Source organism: Nocardioides mangrovicus (genome assembly GCF_003674065.1).
In the GTDB taxonomy this organism is placed as follows: domain Bacteria; phylum Actinomycetota; class Actinomycetes; order Propionibacteriales; family Nocardioidaceae; genus Marmoricola; species Marmoricola mangrovicus.
On record NZ_RDBE01000008.1, the window covers coordinates 140,371 to 159,765 of the forward strand.

The following is a 19,395-nucleotide window of genomic DNA, read 5'->3' on the forward strand; positions in this document are numbered from 1 at the left end:
TCCTGCTGTGTCGTTGCGTCCGTTGCTGGCCGGGTTCGTCGGCGCGCTGCTGCTCGCCGGCCTCGCCACGGTGCCGGCACAGGCCGACAGCGGTGCGTCGGAGCGCAAGCACAAGCTCTCGGTGACCTTCCCGCACACGATGGTGCGCGGGCAGGCGGCGGGTCTGCGGGTGGTCGAGCGGCCGATCCGCCGGCACCGGCTGCTCAAGGTCTACTACCGGCCGAGCACGGGCGGCGCGTGGCACCTGGCCGCCAAGGAGCGGGAGACCAAGCGCGGGAAGGCCCGGATCCGCTTCGCGCTGCCGGCCACCGGCAGCTACACGGTCCGGCTCGCGATGGCGCGCTACCGGATCAGCAAGCACCGGCACGTGAAGCTGCGCCAGGTCTACGGCAGCGTCAAGGTGGTACCGACACGGGTGCCGGTGGTGATGGCCCACCGCGGCGGCGGGGCGGAGGCGCCGGAGAACACCATGGCCGCCTTCACGCACGCGATCGCGGTCGGGGCCCCCACCGTCGAGACGGACGTCCACGAGACCAGCGACGGTCACCTGATCCTCATGCACGACTCGACCCTGGCGCGTACCACGAACGCCGAGGCCTACGGCATCGCCAACACCCCGGTCTGGCAGCTGCGCTGGGACCAGATCCAGCAGGTCCAGGTCGACGTCGGGCCGGGCGCGTCGCAGCCGGTTCCGCAGCTCTCCGACCTGCTCGCGCTGCTGCAGCAGAACCCCGGCACCCGGCTGCTGGTCGAGGCCAAGGATCCGGGTTCCGGTCAACCGGACCTCTACCAGAAGATGCTCGACGCGATGAACGCTGCCGGCATCGACTCCTCGCGCTCGGGTCGCGCCGCCATCGAGAGCTTCGACGTCGACGGGCTGAAGAGCTTCGCCATCGCCCACCCGGGCCTCAACGTCAGCCCGATCATGCAAAAGCGCATGACCGCCCCCCGGTACTACACCTGGGCCGGCTCGATCACCTTGGAGAGCCGCTACGCGACGGCGTCGCAGATCGCCCTGCTGCACGCCGGCGGGCTGGCGGTGAACGTGTGGACACTGGACACCGCCGCCCAGCTCGCCGCGGCGGCCGACGCGGGCGCGGACGCCGTCATCACCGACCTGCCGTCAACGGCCCTGGCGACGTTTCGGTAACGACACCACCCGTCTTGTCCCGAGATTCACCACGCAGGAGCCTCCGGCCATCTAGGCTCTATATGCGACATAACGGGCTTAGCTGTCCATCGAGGAGGCTCGGGTGCCATCCGTGCGCGCGTGGGAGGTCCTGACGGACCGGACCGTGCCGACGCATGCGCCCGTCGTCGTCTACACCGCCCAGAGCGGTCCGCACGGCGCGTGGCTCTCGGTCAGCCCCCAGGTGGAGAGCATCTTCGGCTACACCGCCGAGGAGCTGCTCCACGACCCCGACCTGTGGGCCTCGCGCCTGCACCCCGACGACCTCGAGCGGGTGCTGGCCGAGGAGGCCGAGCACACCTCGCAGCCCTACGGTCGCTTCGTCTCGGAGTACCGGCTGATGGCCAAGGACGGTCGGGTCGTCTGGGTGCTCGACGAGACCACACTGCTCGACGACCCCGAGCTGGGCCCGCTGCAACACGGCCTGCTGTTCGACATCACCGATCGCAAGCTGGCCGAGCTGCGCATCGTCGAGCATGCCGACCTCCTCGAGCGCATCGCACGCGCCGAACCGCTGGAGGCGGTCCTGCAGGCGCTGGCCGAGGCGCTGGTACGCGTCTGCGGCGCCGACGCCGTGAGCGTCGGGCTCCACGAACCGCCCCGCACCTTCCTGGCCGGGTCGCGTCTCGCCTCGGCCGACAAGCCGCTGCACGTGCTGACCTATGGTCCCGATCCTGACCGCTACGGCGACCTGACCGTCGTCGGCCCCGCGGTCCTCTCCCCCGACACCGGGGCCTGGGCGCAGCGGCTCGCGGCGCTCGCCGTCACCCAGTCGCGCCAGGCCGCGGACCAGGCTCGGGCCTACAGCTTGCAGCTGGCCACGGTCGAGTCGACCGTCGACGGCATCTTGGTGGTCGACAACGACGGCGCGGTGGTCAGCACCAACCAGCGGTTCCGCGACCTGATCCGGGTCGGCGACTCGACCGCCGAGACCGGCACCGCCTACGACGTGGCGATGGACGTCCTGGACCGGCTGCACGAGCCCACCGCCTTCAAGTCTCGGCTCAAGGACCTGCTCACCCACCCCGACCGTTCCAGCGTCGACGAGCTGCACTTCCACGACGGGCGCATCGTCGAGGCGTTCTCCCAGCCGCAGATGCTCGAGGGCCGGCCGGTCGGTCGGGTGTGGAGCTTCCGCGACGTCACCTCGCTGCGCCGGCTCGAGCACGACCTGCGCCACCAGGCCCACACCGACGCCTTGACCTCGCTGCCGAACCGGCACCGGTTCATGCAGCGACTGGCGGAGCTCGTCCCGGCCGACGAGGAGGCCGTGGCGCCCGGCTACGCGCTCCTACTCATCGACGTCGACGACTTCAAGACCATCAACGACGGCCTGGGCCACTTCGCCGGCGACGCCATGCTCGTGGCGGTGGCCGAGCGCGTCGCCCAGTGCCTGGAGGAGGTCGGCCGTCGCGGCGGCACCGCGGCCGACCCCGGCATGGCGGCCCGCCTGGGCGGCGACGAGTTCGCGCTGTGGCTGCCCTGCCCCGAGGGCCGCAGCGAGGCCGGCGACCTCGTCGAGGCGCTGGTCGCGACCCTCGAGCCGCCGGTCGACGCCGGCAGCCGGCAGCTGACGATCCGGGTGAGCATCGGCGTCACGCTCTCCGACGGCGTCGCCACCCCGCGCGACCTGATCCGCAACGCCGACCTGGCCATGTACACCGCGAAGCGTGCCGGCGGCGACACCACCCGCGTCTACACCCCGGACATGCACGACGCCGCCATCGCCCGGCTCAACCTCAAGGAGGACCTGGGCCAGGCCATCGACGCCGGCGAGCTCAGCGTGGCCTACCAGCCGGTGGTCAGCCTCGAGACCGGACACATCGACGGCTTCGAGGCCCTCGCCCGCTGGGAGCACCACAACCTGGGGCCGATCTCACCGGCCGAGTTCATCCCGCTGGCCGAGGAGAGCGGCCTGATCGGCAAGCTCGGCGCCTGGGTGCTCACCCGGGTCTGCGCCGACATCGCGGCCTGGCGCGCCGAGATCGGGGCCGAGGAGGTGCCGATCGTCAGCGTGAACCTCTCACCGCGCCAGCTCGCCGAGGTCGACCTGGCCGAGCAGATCACCGCGGTGCTGGACCGCTTCGGCCTGCCGCCCCAGGCGATCTGCCTGGAGGTCACCGAGACTGCGCTGGGGCAGAGCGGCGTCGACGTCTCCGAGACGCTGCTCGACATCCACGCCCGCGGCCTGCACCTCTCCCTCGACGACTTCGGCACGGGCCACTCCTCGCTCGCGCGGCTGGGCTCCTACCCCTTCGACGTGGTCAAGATCGACCGCAGCTTCGTCGTCCCCCTCACCGAGGACGGACGCCACCGCGCCGTCGTCCAGGCCATCTTGCAGCTCGCCGACGCCTTCGAGCTCGACGTGATCGCCGAGGGAGTCGAGACCGACGCCCAGCGCGAGGTCCTCGAGGAGCTCGGGTGCGCCCGGGTGCAGGGCTTCCTGTTCTCCCGCGCCGTGCCGGCCGAGGAGGTGCGCGACCTGCTGTCGCGCCACGCGTCCTACGGACGGTTCGCGGTCAAGGGCTGAGAGGCGGCGGCCACGCTCAACCGGTGAGGATCCGAAGTGCCGCCTCCGCATCGGTGCGGGCGTCGTCGGGCAGCACGGACCACGATCGCCGGTCGGCGCGCAACGCGGCGTCGAGGTGCCGCAGGCGACGGTGGTCCGACCCGCTCATCGCCTCACGCTCGCCGATCGGGTCCTCGATGCAGGCCAGCAGCACGGCCGCGTCCTGGAGATGACGTCGCGGGTCCCGGCTGTCGCTCGCCCAGGCGGCAGCCTTCAAGATCACCGCACCGAACGGGCCGGGGACCGACACCGTGGTCGGGTCCTCGGCCCGGATGCGCAGGACGGCGTCGACGGTGCGGCGCAGGGCCTGCGTGCCACCGCTGATCCGGACCATGTCGCGACCGCGCATGGTCTCGATCACGCGCGGAGCCGGATGGTCGGCCATCAACACCTCCACGGTGTCCGCCTCGGCGACGAGGTCGACCGCGACTCCCCCGGGACGCACGAACCGGTGGGCGGTGTTGTCGCGCGGGTCGACCCTCGACAGCATCCGGTACCCGAGGGACTCGAGCGCGGTCGCCACAGCGGCGGGCCGACCCCGGCCCGTCTCGACGTGCACCACCACGTCGACGTCGTTGGTCGGCCGCACCACACCCAGACCCCGGTGGATCGAGTGCAGCTGCACCATGAGCCCACCGACGAGCGTCCACGCCTCGCGATCGATCGTGGCCGCCAGCTCGGCGACGTGCGGCCACGGCGCCGGCCACCCACCGGCCGGCGTCGCGATCTCCATCCTGCGCCGCGTGCGGCTCAACGAAAGCTCGCCAACGATTCCTCGAGCGCGCGGACCGCCACCCCGCTCATCCGCGCGTCCAGTGACGCCGCCGCGTCGAGCGCGGCCACCACGCGCGAGCCGCCGATGAGCCTCTCGACCTGCGCGAGGTCGAGGTCGCAGACGGTGCGGATCGTGACGGCGCCGCCGGGGTCGGCCACCAGGCCGTACTGCGCGACCAGCGCACGCTCGCCGTCGCCGTCGGTGTAGCCGTCGGCGACGCGCCCGGCCTCGGCCGCCGCCAGGCCGATCGCCGCGCTGTCGCTGCCGACGAGCCGATCCTGGACGCGCGCCACCACCGACCGGTGACCCGCGTAGCTCGCCACCCTCGCCCGGTTGCGCGAGCGCGCCACCACCTCGGTAGCGCTCGTCGTCCGGAGTGCGGATCGCAGCCGGGACAGCTGCGTCGGACCGATCCAGTCCACGGGTCCGCCCTCGAGCAGCGTGATCGCGGCCCACGCCGTGCGCTGGTCCCACGCCCGGGTCCGCCGCCCGACCTGGACGGCGACGTAGCGCTCGAACGAGGTGCGGTCCAGCAGCCCCCGGCCGATCCTGGTCAGCTCGCCCTGCACGACGAGCCGGTTGACCTGCTGCCGGGTGACGCCGAGCTCGGCGGCCGCGTCGGTGGTGGAGATGAGGTCGCCACCAGTCATGACAGACAGCGTTCCAAATGGAACATGATCCGTCAAGCGATGTCGGCCGACGTGCTGGTCGCGATCCAACGGTTCAAGCTGGTGTCCGAGGGGGGACTTGAACCCCCACCCCCTATACGGGGACTAGCACCTCAAGCTAGCGCGTCTGCCTATTCCGCCACCCGGACGAGTGTGCTGCAAAGCGCGGTAACGATAGCAAAGGGACGCGTGGTTCCACGCATCGGTCGGGCCGGGGCGCGGTGCGTCAGACCGGGAACGCCGACGGGGAACCCGGTCCCACGTACCGCTGGCCGGGGCCGGCCGGCGGGTCGCGGAGACGTCACCAGCCCGCCGGCAGCGGCTTGCCCTCGGAGTAGCCGGAGGCCGACTGGACGCCCACGACGGCGCGGTCGGCGAGCTCGGCCAGCGTGGTGGCGCCGGCGTAGGTGCAGGCCGAGCGGACGCCGGAGCAGATCAGGTCGATGAGGTCCTCGACGCCGGGGCGGGCCGGGTCGAGGTACATCCGCGAGGAGGAGATGCCCTCCTCGTAGAGGCCCTTGCGGGCGCGGTCGAAGGCGGTGTCGGCCGAGGTGCGGTTGGCCACGGCGCGGGCCGAGGCCATGCCGAAGCTCTCCTTGTACTGGCGGCCGTCGGCGTCGGTGCGCAGGTCGCCGGGCGACTCGTAGGTGCCGGCGAACCAGGAGCCCACCATCACCTGGGAGGCGCCGGCGGCCAGGGCGAGGGCGACGTCGCGGGGGTGGCGCACTCCCCCGTCGGCCCACACGTGGCGCCCGGTCGAGGCGGCCTCGCGGGCGCATTCCAGGACGGCGGAGAACTGCGGCCGGCCGACGCCGGTCATCATCCGCGTGGTGCACATCGCGCCGGGGCCGACACCGACCTTGATGATGTCGGCGCCGGCGTCGACCAGGTCGCGGACGCCCTCGGCGGCCACGACGTTGCCGGCGGCCACGGGCACGTCGGGCGCTGCGGCCCGGACCGCGGTGAGCGCCTCGATCATGCGCTCCTGATGGCCGTGGGCGGTGTCGACGACCAGGCAGTCCGCGCCGGCCTCGACCAGGGTCTTGGCCTTCAGCGCCACGTCGCCGTTGACGCCGATGGCGGCGGCCACCCGCAGCCGGCCGGAGTCGTCGAGCGCCGGCGGGTAGATCGTGGAGCGCAGAGCGCCGGTGCGCGTCATGACCCCGACCAGTCGCCCGTCGGAGGCCACCACGGGCGCCAGCCGGTGACGGGTGCCGGCCAGGACGTCGAACGCGGCCCGCGGCTCCAGGTCCTCGGAGACGGTGACGATGTCGGAGGTCATCACGTCGCGCAGCTGGCTGAACCGGTCGACGCCGCTGCAGTCGGCGTCGGTGACCACGCCGACGGGCCGGCCGCCGGCGACCACCACCAGCGCCCTGTGGGCCCGCTTGGGCAGCAGCGCGAGTGCCTCGCTCACGGTGGCGTCGGGGCCGAGCGTGATCGGCGTCTCGAACACCGGGTGCCGCTGCTTGACCCAGGCGGTCACCTCGGCGACGACGTCGAGCGGGATGTCCTGCGGAATGACGCTGAGGCCGCCCCGCCGGGCCACGGTCTCGGCCATCCGGCGACCCGAGATCGCCGTCATGTTGGCCACGACGAGCGGGATGGTCGTGCCGGTGCCGTCGGTGGTGCTCAGGTCGACGTCGTAGCGCGAGGCGACCGCCGAGCGGCGCGGCACCATGAACACGTCGTCGTACGTCAGGTCCCAGGCGGGGTGGACGTCGTCGAGGAAGCGCATGGGTTCAGCCTATTGTTCTGACCCGTGTCGACCGCGCCGCTGCTGGAACCGTGGACCGCCGACGAGGGCGCGGCCAAGGCCCGCCGGCTGTTCCGGGAGCGGTTCGGCAGCGAGGCCGAGGTGGTCACGCTGGCACCGGGGCGGGTGAACCTGATCGGCGAGCACACCGACTACAACGACGGGCTGTGCCTGCCGATCGCGCTCCCGCACGCCACCTACGCCGCCGCCTCCGCGACGTCGGACGGCCAGGTGCGGCTGACCACCGCCGGCTCGGGTGAGGACTGGGAGGGCGGCGCGGCCGACCTGGCCACCGCCGAGGGATGGGCCGCCTACGTCGCGGGCGTGGTGTGGGCGCTCGGCGAAGCCGGGCACCGCTCGCCGGGCGTCGACGTCGCGGTGGCGGGCTGCGTGCCCGCCGGGGCGGGTCTGTCGAGCTCGGCCGCGCTGGAGTGCAGCACCGGGCTCGCGGTGCTGGAGACGCTCGACGCTGCGGACTCCCCCGCGCTGCGCCGCACGCTGGCCGAGGCCGGCATCCGCGCCGAGAACGAGGTCGCCGGCGCCGCCACCGGCGGCATGGACCAGACGATCGCCGTCCTGGCCGAGCAGGCGCACGCTCTGTTGCTGGACTGCCGCTCCTGGCGCACCGAGCAGGTGCCGTTCGACCCCGAGGCGGCCGGGCTTCGGCTGCTGGTCACCGACACCCGGGTGCACCACTCCCTCAACGACGGCGGGTACGCCTCGCGACGCGCCGACTGCGAGCAGGCCGCCACCCAGCTCGGCCTGCCGAGCCTGCGCGAGGCCACCCTCGAGCAGCTCGACGACCTGGCCGACGAGCGGGTGCAGGCCCGGGCACGGCACGTCGTCACCGAGATCGAGCGGGTGCGGCTGACCGCCTCCGCCCTGCGCGCCGACGACTGGGAGGAGGTCGGCCGGCTCATGCTGGGCTCCCACGACTCGATGCGCGAGGACTTCGAGATCTCCGTGCCCGAGCTCGACGCGGTGGTGGAGGTGGCTGCCCGCCACGGCGCCCTGGGTGCGCGGATGACCGGCGGCGGGTTCGGCGGGTCCGCGATCTGGCTGGTGCCGACCGAGCGGGCCGACGACGTGAGCTCGCGCATCGACGCGCACTACGCCTCGCGCGGCTGGCGTCGCCCGCACCACCTGGTGGCCACGGCGTCGGGCCCCGCGCGACGCCTCTGACCTGCCCTGATTCGTCGGTTCCGACCTACTCCCGGTACGCTGGCGCCAACGGCCCCGATCAGTTCTGCCGCGGGCCCCACGCTTTTCTACTGATCTGCGTCGCTCCACGACCACGCGCCGCGAGCCTTCTGCTCGCGCCGGGCAGGACGCCCTCTCAGCTTTTCGGAGTTGCACTTCTATGCCTACCTTCCTCGACCTCGGGCTGCCCGAGGCCCTCGCCGACGCCCTCGCCCAGCAGGGCATCACCGAGCCCTTCCCCATCCAGAGCGCCACGCTCCCCGACTCCCTCGCCGGCCGCGACGTGCTCGGCCGCGGCCGCACCGGCTCGGGCAAGACCTACGCCTTCGTGCTGCCGCTGCTCGCCCGGTTGGCGGCCAGCAACCGCAAGCCCCAGGCCGGCCGGCCCCGCGGCCTGATCCTCGCCCCCACGCGCGAGCTGGTCACCCAGATCGACGCCGCCATCGCGCCGTTGGCCAAGGCGCTCGGCCTGCGCACCGTCACCGTCTTCGGCGGCGTGCGTCCCGGCGGCCAGATCAGCGCCCTGCGGCGCGGCGTCGACATCGTCGTCGCCTGCCCCGGCCGCCTCGAGGACCACGTCCGTGAGCGGCACGCCGACCTCGGCGCGGTCGAGGTGACGGTGCTCGACGAGGCCGACCACATGGCCGACCTCGGCTTCCTGCCCGGCGTCCGCCGGCTGCTGGACGCCACTCCGCGCGAGGGTCAGCGGCTGCTGTTCTCGGCCACGCTCGACGGCGGTGTGGACGTGCTGGTCAAGCGGTTCATGCGCAACCCGGTCACGCACAGCATCGACTCGGCGCAGTCACCGGTGGCCACGATGACCCACCACGTGCTGCACGTCAGCAAGGACGCGCGCCTCCCGGTGCTGGTCGACCTCGCCGCCGCGCCCGGCCGCACCCTGGTCTTCACCCGCACCAAGCACGGCGCCAAGAACCTCAGCCGCCAGCTCGCCGCCAAGGGCGTCGCCGCGGTCGAGCTCCACGGCAACCTGTCGCAGAACGCGCGCACCCGCAACCTCGACGCCTTCTCCTCCGGCGCGGCCACGACGCTGGTGGCCACCGACATCGCGGCCCGCGGCATCCACGTCGACGACGTCACGCTGGTGGTCCACGCCGACCCGCCGGTCGAGCACAAGGCCTACCTGCACCGCTCCGGTCGCACCGCCCGCGCGGGCAGCGCCGGCACGGTGGTGACGCTGATGCTCGACGCCCAGGTGCGCGACGTCCGCGACCTCACCCGGAAGGCCGGCATCCAGCCCACCGTGACCAAGGTCGGCACCGGCCACGCCCTGCTGAACGAGATCGCCCCCGGCGAGCGCGTCTTCGCCGACCCGGCCACGCTCGCGAAGGCCGCCCCGGCCCCGCAGGCGCAGGGCCGCGGCCAGGGCGGTCGTCGGCGCTCCGGTGGCGGTGGCGGCGCTCAGCGCCGTGGTGGCAGTGGCGGTGGCGGCGGCCAGCCGCGCCGCAGCGGTGGCGGCGGCGGGCAGCGTCGCGGGTCGGGGTCCGCCTCGAGCTCGGGCCGGCCCCACAGCGCGGCGGCGTTCTCCGGCTCGCGTCGCGGTCGCTAGCCCGGCACCGTCGAGCCCGGCACTTTCAGGCTCGGCACCTTCAGCCCGCAGTCGGCCAGCTCCAGCGCGGCCAGCCGGCGCACGACCTCGGGGTCGCTCGCCCGCCAGGCCCGTGCCGGGTCGTCGTCGATCCTGGCCAGGCGGTGCAGCGGCTGGTTGGCCAGTGCTCGCAGCGCGAAGAGGTCCAGATCGGCCCCGGAGTCGACGAGCCGGCGACCGGCCGTGGCTCGCACCGCGAATCTGATCCTCGAAGGCAGGTAGTAGGCGAGGGCGATCGCGATCGGGATGACGGCGATGGCCAACCCCAGCCAGTGCGCGAGGTCCTGCACCGCGTGCACCTGCGAGGTGCCGGCGGCCGCGAGCTTGTCGGCCTGTCCCCCGGCGCCCTCGAAGGGCGAGGCGGCCTTGTCGCCGACGTAGGGCAGCTTGCCGACGGTCTTCCCGGCGTCGCGCAGCTTCTCGGCCAAGCCAGTGGCGGAGGCGTGCACCTCCCGACCCGGCTTGGCCAGGCCCAGCGTCGCGTCGTGGACGGTGTGCGCCAGGGAGACCCAGAGCCAGATCCACAGCACCAGGGCGACGTCGCACACCAGCTGGGCGGCGAAGCGCACCGGCAGGTCGGAGTAGAGCTTGGGCCTCATGGGGGCACTGTGCCCCGCCGGCACCAAAACTCCACACTTGCGAAGGTTTCCGGGTGGGGTGCCCGAAATGTCGCTACGAAAGGTTCGCAAGTGCGGGACTTTGGTGCGCACCACACACGTGCGCACCCGGCAGGCCGATCCGCCCCGAAACCGACGCGCCCACCTTCGCAAGGGCGCGGTCGGCGCAGGGTCCGGCTACTTCAGCTCGGCGCTGGAGAGCCCCAGGATCCGGCGAGCGACGATGAGCTGCTGGATCTGCTGGGTGCCCTCGAAGATGTCGAGGATCTTGGAGTCGCGGGCCCACTTTTCCAGCAGGTCGTGCTCGGAGTAGCCCAGCGAGCCGCACAGCTCGACGCAGCCCAGGGTGATGTCGGAGCCCACCCGGCCCGCCTTGGCCTTGGCCATGGAGGCCTGCAGGGAGTTGGGCTCCTTGTTGTCGGCCATCCAGGCGGCCTGCAGGGTGAGCAGGTAAGCGCCCTCCCAGTCGGCCTCCATCTGCAAGAATCGTGCGGCGGCGGCGCTCTGGGTGAGCGCCGGGGCGTCGTGGTCCACCTTGACGCCGGCCTCCGCGAGCAGGTCGCGGGTCAGGTCCAGCGACGCCCTCGCGCAGCCGACGGCCATCGCGGCCACGAGCGGCCGGGTGTTGTCGAAGGTGGCCATGGCGCCGGCGAAGCCCTGCTTCGTGTCGATGTCGGGCGAGCCCAGCAGGTTCTCGGCCGGCACCCGGCAGTCGGTGAAGGTGATCGCGGCGGTGTCGGAGGCGCGGATGCCGAGCTTGTGCTCGAGCCGCTCGACGACCATGCCGGGAGTGCCCTTGGGCACCACGAACGACTTGATCGCGGCGCGGCCCTGCTCCTTGTCCAGGGTCGCCCACACCACGATGTGGTCGGCCCGGTCGCCGGAGGTGACGTAGATCTTCTCGCCGTTGATGACGTACTCGTCGCCGTCCTGGCGGGCGGTGGTGCGGATGCGCGCGGAGTCCGAGCCGACCTCGGGCTCGGTGATGGCCATGCCGGCCCACACGCCCTCGAACCGCTCGAGCTGCTCGTCGTTGGCCACCGAGGAGATCGCGGAGTTGCCCAGTCCCTGGCGCGGCATCGACAGCAGGAGGCCGACGTCGCCCCAGCACATCTCCATGATCGAGAGAACCGACGCCAGGTTGGTGCCGTTGCGGGTGCTGCCGTCGTCGGCCTTCGCCTGCGAGGCGGTGCCGACGCCGGATGCCCCCGCGCCCTGGCTCTGCCCGGAGTCGGAGAGCCCGTCGATCATCGCGGCGAGCATGTCGAGCTCCTTGGGGTACTCGTGCTCGGCCTCGTCGTACTTGCGGCTCACCGGCCGCAGCATGTTCATCGCGACCTGGTGGGCCTGGCCGATGAGGGGCTGGAACTTCTTCGGTGCCTCGAGGTTGATCATCAGACCATCACCCCGCCTTCCGTGAGTCCGATGGCCCGGAGGTCGCGGTACCACCGCTCCACCGGGTGCTCCTTGACGAATCCGTGGCCGCCGAGCAGCTGCACGCCGTCGAGGCCGATCTGCATGCCCTTGGTGGCGCACAGCTGCCGCGCGAGGGCGATCTCGCGGCCGGCGTCCTGGCCCTGCGCGACCCGGCCGGCGGCCTTGTAGGTGACCAGCCGCATCGCCTGCAGCTCGATGGCGATGTTGGCGACCATGAACGCCACCGACTGGCGATGGGCGATGGGCTCGCCGAACGCCTCGCGCTCCTTGACGTAGGGCGTCACGTAGTCGAGCACCGCCTGGCCGGTGCCCACGGCCAACGCGCACCAGGCCAGCCGGGAGAGCCGGACGGCCTCGGCGTGGGTCGACCCGTCGACCCGGCCCAGCAGCGCGATCTCGCCCACCTCGACCCGGTCCAGGCGCAGGCGCGAGAGCGAGGCGGCCCGCAGCCCCATCGACGGCTCGGACTCGATGACGATGCCCGGCGTCGTGGACTCCACCACGAACAGCGCCGGCACGCCGTCCAACGAAGCGCCGACGACGAAGAGCTCGGCGTCGGGGCCGCGCGGCACCATCGACTTCACCCCGTCGAGCACGAAACCGTCGTCGGTGCGGGTGGCCACCGTGGCCGGCCTTGCGGGGTCGAAGAGCACGGTCGGCTCATTGAGGGCCAGGGCCGCGGCCGGCACGCTCTGGCCGGTGAAGGCGGGCAGGTAGGTCTGCTGCTGCTCCTCGGTGCCCCACAGCGAGAGGGCCGTGGCCACCGCACCGGGCGCGAGCGCGGCGACCGCGAGCCCCATGTCGCCGTGGGCCAGTGCTTCGTGGACCAGGGTGCCGGCCATGGCGGTGCGCTCCTCGGCGATGCCGCCCAGCGACTCCGGCACCCCGAGGATGGGAAGGCCGATCTCCAGAGTCGCTGCGAGCAGCTCAGCGGGAGCCGCGCACGCGTCGTCGGCGCCGGTCGCGGCCGGACGCACGACCTCCTCGGCGAACTCGGTCACGACGTCGACCAGCATCTGCTCGTCGTCGGTCGGCGTGAGGTCGAAGACGCCGCGGGCCCGGGTCGCGGCGGAGCGCGTGCCCTGCTTCTTCGACGACCCGGTGCGGGTGAAGGCGCGACTGGTGGCGCCGATCGTCTTGAAGCCGGCGCTGGTGATCTTGAAGACGCCGTCCTCGGTCTGCTTGCGCAGCCCGACGCGGTCGAGCAGATCGGTCTGCGCCAGCCGGTTGAGGCCGTAGACCAGCAACCCCATCGGGTCGCGGCGCTCGGCCGAGGACAGGCCGTCGCGCCCGCCGGGTGAGAACAGCTGCTGCGCCTGGGTCCGGGCGGCGTCCAGAAGGCTCATGGCCACAATGTAACTGTGAGTTACACACTGCGCCACACCTGCCGGGCGTGGTGCCGCTCTCATCTACCGTGCTGCCCATGGCTGCACCCGAGGACTGGCCCGTCGAGCTCCCCGCCGGTGGCTCGGTCCGACCGATGACCCGGTGGGGCGAGGACGTGATGCACCGCCCGGCCCGCCCGGTCACCGCGTTCGACGAGGAGCTGCGCGCGCTCGTGGCCGACATGGCGGCGACGATGTACGCCGCCGAGGGCGTCGGCCTGGCCGCCTGCCAGATCGGGGTCGACCTCGCCGTCTTCGTCTTCGACTGCCACGACGACGCCGGCGCCTGGCAGCGCGGCGTGGTGTGCAACCCCACCCTCGCGCTGCCCGAGGGCAAGGACCGCCGCCTCGACGACGGAGACGAGGGCTGCTTGTCCTTCCCGGGGGCGTTCGTGCCGTGCGCGCGCCCCGACACCGCGAGCGTCACCGGCCAGGACCTCGACGGCCGGCCGGTCGGCTACAGCGGCGACGGGCTGCTCGCCCGCTGCCTGCAGCACGAGACCGACCACACCCGCGGCGTCGTGTTCGGCGATCGGCTCAACGCCCGCAGCATGAAGCGGCTGCGCAAGGAGATGGAGGCGGCGGCCGAGGACTACCCCCCGGACTGGCCGGCGTCGCCGACGGCCTGACGACGAGCGCGCGCCGGGCGCTCCACCCCCCAGCTGGAGCGCCCGGCGACCCCCGTGTGCTCGAGGCTGAAACTAGCGCTCGGGCACCCCTCTCCACACTGCTCGGCCGGCCTTTGTGAAAACCTTCACGCACGGGTGGGGCGGATGGGCGCTCGTGTCGGCCTATGTCCGGGTTTCCGGGCGCACATCGACGGACGGACATCTAGACCTATGCGCCGGCTGAGCGCGCCCGGGCGACGTAGCAGGCGACGGCGGCGGCCGCAGCCGCGTTGAGCGAGTCGACGCCGACCTCGACCCCGCGCGACATCGCGATCCGTGCCCGCCGGTCGGCCGTGTCCGTCCAGCGCTCGGAGAGGCCGTGCCCCTCACCACCGAGCACCAGCGCGAGCCGGTCGACGCCGGCCACGGCCGCCTCGAGGTCCTCGCTGTCCTCGGCCAGGCTCAGTGCCACGGTGGTGAACCCGCGCGCGGAGAGCGACGGCAGTGCGTCGTACCAGTCGCTCAGCCGGGTCCAGGGCATCGCGAAGACCGCTCCCATCGCCACCTTGACCGCCCGCCGGTACAGCGGGTCGGCGCAGCGCGGAGCCAGCAGCACGGCGTCCACCCCGAGGGCCGCGGCGTTGCGGACGACCGCGCCGACGTTGGTGTGGTCGACCAGGTCCTCCAAGACGACGACGGTCCTGGCCTCGCGCAGCACCTCGTCGAGGGCGGGCAGCGGCAGCCGCCGCAGGGAGGCCAGCGCGCCGCGGTGCACGTGGAAGCCGGTGACCTCCTCGGCCAGCGACTCGCTCACGACGAAGCAGGGTGCGTCACTGGTGGCCAGGACGTCGGCGAGCCCATCGAGCCAGCGTGGCGCCATGAGGAAGGACCGGGGCGGGTAGCCGGCCTCGACGGCGCGCCGCACCACCTTCTCCCCCTCCGCGAGGAACAGCCCGTGCTCGGCCTCCAGGCTCCGGCGAAGACCGACGTCGCGCAGGTCGCGGTAGTCGGCGAGCCGCGGGTCGGCGGCGTCGTCGACCTCGACCAGCCGGGCCACCGCCGTGCGCCTAGAACGCGGCGCGGACCGCGGCCATGTCCTCGCCGCCGTGCCCGCGCTCGGAGGCGACGTCGAAGAGCCCGACGACGGCCTCCAGCAGCGGCGTGGCCATGCCGGCCTCGCGGGCGGCGTCGATCATCAACCGGGTGTCCTTGCGGACGCCGTCGACCTGGAAGGACACGTCGTCGTAGGACTCCTTCAACATCGCGCCGCCCTTGACGTGGGCATAGGTGGAGTCGACCGCCCCGCCCTCGATGGCCTCCAGGAAGAGCCCGGGCTCGACACCTTGGGCCTGCGCGAGCGCGAGCGCCTGCGCCGTGCCGGCGGTGATGAGGCCCACCCAGGAGTTGCAGGCCAGCTTGAGCGCGCTGGCCGCGCCGATCTCGTCGCCGGCCACGACGGTGCGGGCACCGATGGCCGCGAGCACCGGCCCCGCCTGGTCGCGGGCCGCCTCGGCCCCGGAGACCAGCACCGTCAGCGCGCCCTCCTGCGCCGGCTTGCGGGTGCCCAGCACCGGGGCGTCGAGCAGCCGGCCCCGTGCGGCGCCGGCGGCCTCGGCGATGCGTCCCATGCCCGCGGGTCCGACCGTGCTCGCCTGCAGCCACACGGCGCCCTCACCCAGCGCGCCGGCGATGTCGGCGGTCTGGGCGAGCACCGCGTCGGCGTCGAAGAGGATGGTCACGACGGCGTCCGCGCCCGTGACGGCGTCGCCGACGCTCTCGGCGACCTCGAGCCCGGTGGCCTCGGCCTTGTCGCGGCTGCGGTTCCACACCACGACGTCGTGACCCTCCCGCGCCAGCGAGCCGGCCATGCCGACGCCCATGATCCCGGTTCCGATGACGGCTACGCGCATGAGCGCCAGCCTGTCACGCCCAGGTGTCACGCGTAGCGCTGCGGGTGGGCGACGGCCACCACCTCACCGATGACGACGATGGCCGGCGGGCGCACGTCGGCCACGTCGCGGGCCAGGTCGCCCAGGGTGGTCAGCACCGTCCGCTCCCCCGGCATCGTGCCCTCGCAGACAACGGCGACCGGCGTCGCCGGGTCGCGCCCGGCCGCGAGGATCGCCTCGGCGATGGCCGGAGCGTTCTCGACGGCCATCATCAGCACGACCGTTCCTCGCAGCCGTCCCACCGCGTCCCAGTCGACCAGCGAGTCGGGGTGGCCGGGCGGGATGTGCCCGGAGATGACGGTGAACTCGTGCGTCACGCCGCGGTGGGTGACCGGGATGCCGGCCACCTCGGGCACCGAGACCGGGCTGGTCAAGCCGGGGATGACGGTGACCGGCACACCGGCCTCGCGGCAGGCGATGACCTCCTCGTAGCCTCGGCCGAACACGAAGCTGTCGCCGCCCTTGAACCGCACGACGCGCCGGCCCGCCAGCGCCCGCTCGACGATGACGCGGTTGATCTCGTCCTGGGAGGTCGAGCGTCCGCGCGGCAGCTTCGTGACGTCGATGAGCTCGACGCCGGGGGCGAGGTCGCCGAGCAGCTCGCGCGGGGCGAGCCGGTCGGCCACCACCACGTCGGCCTGCATCAGCGCGCGTCGCCCGGCCACCGTGATCAGGTCGGGGTCGCCGGGGCCGCCGCCGACCAGGACGACACCGGGGGTGGTCGTGAGGTACTCGTCGCCGATCGTGCCGTCCTGCAGTGCGCTGAGCACCAGGTCGCGCACGTGGGCCGAGCGGTGCGGGTCGCGGGCCGACATCGTGGTGCCGAGCACGGCGACCGTGATCTCCTCGTGCCGGCCGACCGCCGGGGTGAAGGCGGTGGCCAAGGTGGCGTCGTCGGCGCGCGAGCAGAACAGCTGCCGGCTCTCGGCCTCGCTCATCACGCGGGCGTTGACGGCGGCGTCGTCGGTCAGGGCCAGTGCGTACCAGGCGCCGTCGAGGTCGCCCTCGGCGTAGCGGCGGCGGTGCCAGGTCAGCTCGTGCTGGAGCCCCTCGACGGCCGCGGTGACCTCCGGGGAGACCAGCACCACCTCGGCGCCGACGGCCAGCAGGGCGGGGATGCGGCGCTGCGCGACGTGCCCGCCGCCGACCACCACCACGCGGCGTCCGGCCAGTCTCAGCCCGACCGGGTAGGTGACGTAGTCCGAGCTCACGCGACTAGTCTCCCCAACATGAGTCTCGAGCGTCCCGTCGCCCCGGATCCGTACGACCTGCTGCCGCAGGTGCCGACCTTCACCGTCACCAGCGAAGACGTCGCGCAGGGCCAGCCGCTGGCCGACGCGCAGGTCGCCGACGGCGGCAACACCTCGCCCCAGCTGTCGTGGTCGGGGGCGCCGGAGGGCACCAAGAGCTACGTGGTGACCTGCTACGACCCGGACGCGCCGACGCCGTCCGGCTTCTGGCACTGGGTGCTCGTCGACCTCCCTGCCGACTGCACCTCGCTGCCCGCGGGCGCGGGCTCGGGCGAGGGCGACCTGCCGGGCAACGCGTTCATGTGCCGCAACGACATGAGCACCAAGGACTTCGCCGGCGCCGCTCCCCCGCCCGGCGACCAGGTGCACCGCTACTACTTCGTGGTCCACGCGGTCACCGAGGACACCCTCGGCGTCGACTCCGACGCCTCGGCCGCGGTGGTGAGCTTCAACCTGGCGTTCAAGACGGCCGGGCGCGCCATTGTCTCGGGCACCTACCAGCACTGAGGAAGCGCTGCCCCGACCACGGCGAGGGGGGCCGGCTCGGGGCGACGGCTGAGACGCGGTGGCGCGCCGCCCCGCAGGTGGCGGAGGGGTGCTGAAGCAGGCCCACGAACAGGGCCCGGGCGGCGACGGCCGCTGCCGCCAGCAGCCAGGCCGTCGAGGTCGCTCAGGCCCGTGATCGAGGACGTCGCCCACTATCTGGAACGAGTCAAGAGAAAGTCCGCCGTCATCAGCATGCGCCCTCTGTCGGTGGGTACGTCGACAGTGACGCCCGAGAGCACCCGACGACTTGGAGCAACCCATGCCAGATCTTCCGCAGCCCAGCGACGGCTCCGCCGTCGCCACCGCCCCTTCGCAGGAGGCCCACCTGGGCTCGACCACCGACACCGGCGCCCCCGCCCCCAGCGACCGCAACAGCCTCACGATCGGCCCGGACGGGCCGATCCTGCTCCACGACGTCCACTTCGTGAACCAGATGGCGCACTTCAACCGCGAGCGCGTCCCCGAGCGCAACGTCCACGCCAAGGGCAGTGGTGCCTTCGGCACCTTCGAGACCACCGAGGACGTCTCGGCGTACACCAAGGCCGCGCTGTTCCAGCCCGGCGTCACCACCGACATGCTGGCCCGGTTCTCGACGGTCGCGGGCGAGCAGGGCTCCCCCGACACCTGGCGCGACCCGCGCGGGTTCGCGCTGAAGTTCTACACCAGCGAGGGCAACTACGACCTCGTCGGCAACAACACCCCGGTCTTCTTCATCCGCGACACGATGAAGTTCCCGCACTTCATCCGCTCCCAGAAGCGGCGTGGCGGCTCGGGCCTGCGCGACAACCACATGCAGTGGGACTTCTGGACGCTCAACCCGGAGTCGGCGCACCAGGTGACCTACCTGATGGGCGACCGCGGCGTGCCCGCGTCGTGGCGGGAGATGAACGGCTACGGCTCCCACACCTACCTGTGGATCAACGCCGCCGGTGAGAAGCACTGGGTGAAGTACCACTTCCACTCCGACCAGGGCGTGCGCAACCTGACGCAGGAGGCGGCCAACGAGATCGCCGGCGAGGACTCCGACTTTCACCGCCGCGACCTGTCCGAGGCGATCGGGGCCGGCGACTTCCCGACCTGGACGCTGAGCATCCAGGCGATGCCGTACGAGGACGCGAAGACCTACCGGATCAACCCGTTCGACCTCACCAAGGTCTGGCCGCACAGCGACTACCCGCTGATCAAGGTCGGCACCATGACCTTGAACCGCAACCCGGAGAACTTCTTCGCCGAGATCGAGCAGGCGGCGTTCGAGCCGAGCGCGCTGGTGCCGGGCATCGGGTTCAGCCCCGACAAGATGCTGCTGGGCCGGGCGTTCTCCTACGCCGACACCCACCGCTACCGGATCGGCCCGAACTACCTGCAGCTGCCGGTCAACCGGCCGCGGGTGGACGTCAACACCTACACCCAGGACGGTCCGATGGCCTTCGAGCACCGCGGCGACGCCCCGGTGTACGCGCCCAACTCCGCCGGCCGTGGCTACGCCGACGAGGTGGGCGAGGTCGAAGAGAGCTGGGAGACCGACGGCGCCATGGTGCGGCAGGCCTACACCCTGCGCGAGGCCGACGACGACTTCAGCCAGGCCGGCGCCCTGGTGCGCGAGGTGTGGGACGACGCCCAGCGCGAGCGCTTCGTCGGCAACGTCGCCGGTCACCTGCTCGGCGGTGTCGAGGGCGACGTGCTGGAGCGGGCCTTCGAGTACTGGAAGAGCGTCGACCCCGACACCGGCAAGCGCATCGAGGAGGCCGTACGGGCGGGTCAGGACGACAAGGCGCCCGCTCCTGGCCCCACCGAGCGGCGTGGCGTGGTCGAGGAGTCGTTCACCCACGCCTCCTGAGTG

At 72.7% G+C, this 19,395-nt stretch carries 16 protein-coding genes and 1 tRNA gene; 7 read left to right on the plus strand and 10 right to left on the minus strand.

The window, feature by feature from the left end; translation table 11 throughout:
• Nucleotides 1–7 precede the first annotated feature (7 nt).
• Together D9V37_RS13440 and D9V37_RS13445 are read left to right on the plus strand one after the other, a co-directional pair.
• On the plus strand, nt 8–1,150 hold the full coding sequence (locus tag D9V37_RS13440; protein WP_147455944.1) for a glycerophosphodiester phosphodiesterase: 1,143 nt from the start codon (nt 8–10) through the stop codon (nt 1,148–1,150).
• Nucleotides 1,151–1,295: 145 nt separating this feature from the next.
• Nucleotides 1,296–3,719: a bifunctional diguanylate cyclase/phosphodiesterase gene (locus tag D9V37_RS13445; protein WP_147455945.1), complete on the plus strand. Its 2,424-nt coding sequence runs from the start codon at nt 1,296–1,298 to the stop codon at nt 3,717–3,719.
• A gap of 16 nt (nt 3,720–3,735) precedes the next feature.
• Here D9V37_RS13445 and D9V37_RS13450 read toward each other — a convergent pair whose 3' ends face one another.
• From D9V37_RS13450 to D9V37_RS13465, 4 genes are all read right to left on the minus strand, one after another.
• On the minus strand, nt 3,736–4,491 hold the full coding sequence (locus D9V37_RS13450) for a hypothetical protein (protein WP_121806690.1): 756 nt from the start codon (nt 4,489–4,491) through the stop codon (nt 3,736–3,738).
• A gap of 17 nt (nt 4,492–4,508) precedes the next feature.
• Nucleotides 4,509–5,183, minus strand: a complete 675-nt coding sequence (locus tag D9V37_RS13455) for a type IV toxin-antitoxin system AbiEi family antitoxin domain-containing protein (RefSeq protein WP_121806691.1) — start codon at nt 5,181–5,183, stop codon at nt 4,509–4,511.
• A 79-nt stretch (nt 5,184–5,262) separates the two neighbouring features.
• A tRNA-Leu gene (locus D9V37_RS13460) sits at nt 5,263–5,350 on the minus strand.
• A 152-nt stretch (nt 5,351–5,502) separates the two neighbouring features.
• Nucleotides 5,503–6,939, minus strand: a complete 1,437-nt coding sequence (locus D9V37_RS13465; protein ID WP_121806692.1) for a GuaB1 family IMP dehydrogenase-related protein — start codon at nt 6,937–6,939, stop codon at nt 5,503–5,505.
• Between the two features lie 24 nt (nt 6,940–6,963).
• Here D9V37_RS13465 and galK point away from each other — a divergent pair, with 24 nt between their 5' ends.
• Together galK and D9V37_RS13475 are read left to right on the plus strand one after the other, a co-directional pair.
• Nucleotides 6,964–8,139 (plus strand): galactokinase, encoded by a 1,176-nt coding sequence (gene galK / locus D9V37_RS13470; RefSeq protein ID WP_121806693.1) that lies wholly within the window; start codon nt 6,964–6,966, stop codon nt 8,137–8,139.
• A gap of 178 nt (nt 8,140–8,317) precedes the next feature.
• Entirely contained in the window at nt 8,318–9,724 is a 1,407-nt protein-coding gene (locus tag D9V37_RS13475; RefSeq protein ID WP_121806694.1) for a DEAD/DEAH box helicase, read from the plus strand.
• Here D9V37_RS13475 and D9V37_RS13480 read toward each other — a convergent pair.
• From D9V37_RS13480 to D9V37_RS13490, 3 genes are all read right to left on the minus strand, one after another.
• On the minus strand, nt 9,721–10,362 hold the full coding sequence (locus tag D9V37_RS13480) for a hypothetical protein (protein ID WP_121806695.1): 642 nt from the start codon (nt 10,360–10,362) through the stop codon (nt 9,721–9,723). The two genes, D9V37_RS13475 and D9V37_RS13480, sit on opposite strands and share 4 nt — an antisense overlap.
• Nucleotides 10,363–10,557: 195 nt before the next feature.
• On the minus strand, nt 10,558–11,775 hold the full coding sequence (locus D9V37_RS13485) for an acyl-CoA dehydrogenase family protein (protein ID WP_121806696.1): 1,218 nt from the start codon (nt 11,773–11,775) through the stop codon (nt 10,558–10,560).
• Complete coding sequence (locus tag D9V37_RS13490; RefSeq protein ID WP_121806780.1) at nt 11,775–13,163, minus strand: acyl-CoA dehydrogenase family protein; 1,389 nt, start codon at nt 13,161–13,163, stop codon at nt 11,775–11,777. Before D9V37_RS13490 ends, D9V37_RS13485 begins: the two co-directional genes overlap by 1 nt.
• A 77-nt stretch (nt 13,164–13,240) precedes the next feature.
• Here D9V37_RS13490 and def point away from each other — a divergent pair, with 77 nt between their 5' ends.
• Nucleotides 13,241–13,831, plus strand: a complete 591-nt coding sequence (gene def, locus D9V37_RS13495; protein WP_121806697.1) for a peptide deformylase — start codon at nt 13,241–13,243, stop codon at nt 13,829–13,831.
• 208 nt (nt 13,832–14,039) lie between these two features.
• Here the strand turns inward: def and D9V37_RS13500 are convergent, their stop codons facing one another.
• From D9V37_RS13500 to cobA, 3 genes are read right to left on the minus strand one after another with little or no spacing between them, the layout of a single operon-like run.
• Nucleotides 14,040–14,867 (minus strand): TrmH family RNA methyltransferase, encoded by an 828-nt coding sequence (locus D9V37_RS13500; RefSeq protein WP_121806698.1) that lies wholly within the window; start codon nt 14,865–14,867, stop codon nt 14,040–14,042.
• 10 nt (nt 14,868–14,877) lie between these two features.
• Complete coding sequence (locus D9V37_RS13505; RefSeq protein WP_121806699.1) at nt 14,878–15,720, minus strand: NAD(P)-dependent oxidoreductase; 843 nt, start codon at nt 15,718–15,720, stop codon at nt 14,878–14,880.
• A 26-nt stretch (nt 15,721–15,746) separates the two neighbouring features.
• Complete coding sequence (cobA, locus tag D9V37_RS13510) at nt 15,747–16,970, minus strand: uroporphyrinogen-III C-methyltransferase (RefSeq protein ID WP_121806700.1); 1,224 nt, start codon at nt 16,968–16,970, stop codon at nt 15,747–15,749.
• Between the two features lie 18 nt (nt 16,971–16,988).
• On the opposite strand from cobA, the gene D9V37_RS13515 reads away from it, so the two are divergent.
• Together D9V37_RS13515 and D9V37_RS13520 are read left to right on the plus strand one after the other, a co-directional pair.
• Entirely contained in the window at nt 16,989–17,516 is a 528-nt protein-coding gene (locus tag D9V37_RS13515) for a YbhB/YbcL family Raf kinase inhibitor-like protein (protein ID WP_121806701.1), read from the plus strand.
• Nucleotides 17,517–17,814: 298 nt separating this feature from the next.
• Complete coding sequence (locus D9V37_RS13520; protein WP_121806702.1) at nt 17,815–19,392, plus strand: catalase; 1,578 nt, start codon at nt 17,815–17,817, stop codon at nt 19,390–19,392.
• Nucleotides 19,393–19,395 lie beyond the last annotated feature (3 nt).